The 2,212-nt window shown below is 41.9% G+C and carries 5 protein-coding genes; 3 read left to right on the top strand and 2 right to left on the bottom strand.

The genetic code is table 11. The features are described 5' to 3' along the window. Nucleotides 1-176: 176 nt before the first annotated feature. Together PX636_RS04895 and PX636_RS04900 are read left to right on the top strand one after the other, a co-directional pair. Nucleotides 177-503, top strand: coding sequence for a DUF4258 domain-containing protein (locus PX636_RS04895; protein ID WP_002766689.1), 327 nt, complete (start codon nt 177-179; stop codon nt 501-503). After that, nucleotides 500-715 carry a hypothetical protein gene (locus tag PX636_RS04900; RefSeq protein ID WP_002757627.1) on the top strand — a complete coding sequence of 72 codons (216 nt, stop codon included), beginning with the start codon at nt 500-502 and terminating at the stop codon, nt 713-715. Before PX636_RS04895 ends, PX636_RS04900 begins: the two co-directional genes overlap by 4 nt. Before the next feature lie 62 nt (nt 716-777). On the opposite strand, the gene PX636_RS04905 is transcribed toward PX636_RS04900, so the two are convergent. After that, complete coding sequence (locus PX636_RS04905) at nt 778-1,056, bottom strand: BrnA antitoxin family protein (protein ID WP_288116377.1); 279 nt, start codon at nt 1,054-1,056, stop codon at nt 778-780. After that, the gene (locus tag PX636_RS04910; protein ID WP_016516511.1) at nt 1,040-1,312 is read right to left on the bottom strand and encodes a BrnT family toxin; all 273 of its coding nucleotides are present in this window, start codon (nt 1,310-1,312) and stop codon (nt 1,040-1,042) included. The genes PX636_RS04905 and PX636_RS04910 overlap by 17 nt, the downstream gene beginning before the upstream one ends. Nucleotides 1,313-1,606: 294 nt before the next feature. Between PX636_RS04910 and PX636_RS04915 the strand changes: the two genes are divergently transcribed. Continuing rightward, nucleotides 1,607-2,212, top strand: a 606-nt coding sequence (locus PX636_RS04915; protein WP_288116378.1) for an amidohydrolase family protein, incomplete at its 3' end; no start/stop codon positions are given.

The following is a 2,212-nucleotide window of genomic DNA, read 5'->3' on the forward strand; positions in this document are numbered from 1 at the left end:
ATCCCTGAGAGTAGAACTAATGAATTAATCATTCGGCTAAAATCCTCAAAACCCTTTTAGCCTCTGACTTGTAGCGGTTTCAGGGGATGAAAAGAAGGCAGCAAAAAAGCGATCGCTATTCCTCAGAACAACACAGCGATCGCCTTCTTCCTTGAATAAAGAGATGCTATGATTAGATGATGAGTATAACCTTCCAATTAGTTCTGGCTTTACTTTCCCGTGGGCAAGTCAAAATATCAGCCCATGGCTACGATGAACTAGCAAATGACGGTATTCTGGTAAGGGATGTGATAACAGGTATTAGAGAAGCTGTCATTCTCGAAGATTACCCGGAATATCCTAAAGGGCGTTGTGTGCTAGTCTTACAGAAAGATAGTCAGGGTAAACCCGTTCATGTGGTTTGGGGTATAGCCAAGAATACCGAATCGCCTGCTGTTCTAGTCACTGCCTATAGACCTGATCCAGCACGTTGGTCAAGTGATTTTACAAGGAGAAAACTATGACAAAAAAGCCTCACATTAAACTCATCCACATTGGAGAGTACATGGCTGAAGTGGAAGTCGAACTGATTGAGACTCCCGAAGGATGGTCGCCCTATTTATCATTAGAAGACGCTCAAAAATTAGATGATGTCCGAGAAGCCCTTCGTCAAGGTGATCTACAAAAAGCTTCCAATTTAGCACATCTTTACAAAATTACCCCTCTTACCGTTTAACTAAACTTTGACAAGAAAAAATTAAAAAGCGATCGCAATTCTTGAAAACAGACAGCGATCGGCTAACTTGTAACTATCATAAGCAACATTTGGAGGGCTGATAATTCTTCCCGAAGAATACGACGTAAATCGGACTGAGTGAGCGATCGCTCAGAAGGAGATTGGATATATTGTTTTAAAGCCTCATTAATTAGGGTTTGATAACCCATTCCTGCGGTTTCAGCCTGTTCTCGAAAATAAGCTAGAATCTCATCATCTAGATAAATGGTAATGCGTGTTTTTCCCTGAGAGGAAATGAGCGCCCCTCGTTTTCCTTTAGAAAAATCATATTCCTTTCTCATAAGTTTTTCTCTCTTGTTTTGTAGCACGACGAGCGGAAATCAAGGGAATGACTTCACCCCGCAAAGTATAAATAACCACTAATAGTGATCCCATGTTTCCCATCCCCACTGCAATAAAACGTTCTTCTGTTATACAATCGGGATCAAGATCATGAATAGCGAGGGGATCAAAAAACACCATTTCAGCTTCTGCAAAGGAAACACCGTGCTTTTGCCAGTTGGTTTTTGCTTTTCTGGGATCATATTCAAATGTTATACATACATTATATGTATCTTAGAAGGTTGAGTCAAGCTCAAAACCCCTTCAGAGTATCACACGGATCGCCTTACCTTCCCACTTAGAGGGGTATTCAGGGGGAATGACAACTGTGCCATGATGAAGAATCATTTTAAATTCAATCGCTTCCATTCGTTAAGTTTAATAAAGTGTTGTATCAAGTTTAACCCAATCAATCCATGCAGTTTTAGGGGATGAAAAAAAAGCCTAAAAAAAGGGACCGCTTTTTCCCAATCAAATATAATTTAGGTAGAAAATTGCCGAAAAATCGCTATGCTCAACGGGTACAAAATTATTGATGCTGATTCCCATGTCATTGAACCCCCCGCAATGTGGGGCCAATACCTAGAACCTAAATTTAGGGAATTTGCTCCTTCTGCTGACATGAAAATCAAAGGAGAACCGATTAGTCAAAAAATCTCCCCACAAGTACAAGCAGAAGGGAATAAGCAGATGATGCAAGCTCATCCCCAGGCTTATCTCAACCGCTATAACCCAGAGTCCCATGTTCAAGCAATGGTACAAATGGGGGTAGATAGGGCTTTTATTTATCCTACCTATGGACTGTGGTTATTTGCCATTGATAGCCTACCCGCCGAAGTGATGGGGGCTTTTGTCCGTGCCTATAATAGATGGTTATTAGAAGAATATTGTAGCTATGACTCCGCTAGACTGAAAGGAGTCGCTGCAGTCAATCAACACGATCCCGAAGACATGGTAAAAGAGCTACACCGCATGGCAAACTTGGGCTGGAAGGCGGTTTTTTTGCGCCCTAACCCCGTTAAAGGCAGAATTTTGAGCGATCCAGCCTATGAACCCTTTTGGGCGGCCTGCGAGGATTTGGACATGGCTGTAGGAATTCATGAAGGCACTCATAGC

The sequence above is a fragment of the Microcystis sp. M53598_WE2 genome, assembly GCF_030067735.1.
Taxonomy (GTDB): Bacteria; Cyanobacteriota; Cyanobacteriia; order Cyanobacteriales; family Microcystaceae; genus Microcystis; species Microcystis aeruginosa.

What these genes read in the sequence shown, in the direction of transcription:
- PX636_RS04895 (WP_002766689.1), top strand. Translation starts at nt 177, where the DNA reads ATGATGAGTATAACCTTCCAATTAGTTCTGGCTTTACTTTCCCGTGGG.
- PX636_RS04900 (WP_002757627.1), top strand. Translation starts at nt 500, where the DNA reads ATGACAAAAAAGCCTCACATTAAACTCATCCACATTGGAGAGTACATG.
- PX636_RS04905 (WP_288116377.1), bottom strand. Translation starts at nt 1,056, where the DNA reads ATGAGAAAGGAATATGATTTTTCTAAAGGAAAACGAGGGGCGCTCATT.